Here is a 629-nt window from a genome sequence, read left to right on the forward strand (position 1 = left end):
TGAAAGCAATAACTGGCTGAATGCACAGCATTGCGGGACGGTCGCTTTCCCGGCAAACTCATTCCTTCGCGTGCGGCATCAGGAATAATGCAGGGTTTGCGATTTCTCATGTACCCAATATTCCACTACCGTAATCTTGCTGTACGAATGAGGTGCTGCCATCGCTTTGGGGGGGATCTTGGCTACCATTGAGGAAAGTTTGCAGGAAAAAGACACCGCGGCCGAGCGCGCGCCCGACGCGGCGGCCGCGCTCGTGCGGGTCCGCCAGAGCTTGCCGGCCAAAGGATCGTGCTGGTATTGCGACAAGTCGCTCGACAGCGTACGCCGGTTTTGCGGCAAGGAATGCGCCGACGCGTTTGACGAGGAAGCTGCCTACACCGCCGATGCGATCGCCAACCCGCCCGACTAGTGCACCAAGTTGTAAAAGAGTAAAAAGGGGTCAGACCACTTTTGCGCAATCGAAACGCGTGTACAACGTGGTCTGTCCCTAACGTAGCATTACCTTGTAGTGAACGACCAGCTTTTCGAAATCGGTGTCCCGTCTGCAAGGCCGCTGAAGCTCACGTCGTACACGGTATTGGCCGCCAGTTTTGACAGCGGCACAATCGCCGCCGCCGACGTATTGTTAC

The 629-nt window shown here is 56.6% G+C and carries 1 protein-coding gene; it reads left to right on the top strand.

Features of this window, described 5'->3' with window-relative positions; genetic code table 11:
* Positions 1 to 178 precede the first annotated feature (178 nt).
* Entirely contained in the window at positions 179 to 409 is a 231-nt protein-coding gene (locus ACP7BV_RS27630) for a hypothetical protein (protein WP_426108113.1), read from the top strand.
* Positions 410 to 629: the final 220 nt, after the last annotated feature.

Source organism: Massilia sp. TSP1-1-2, from assembly GCF_049896185.1.
In the GTDB taxonomy this organism is placed as follows: Bacteria; Pseudomonadota; Gammaproteobacteria; order Burkholderiales; family Burkholderiaceae_D; genus Telluria_A.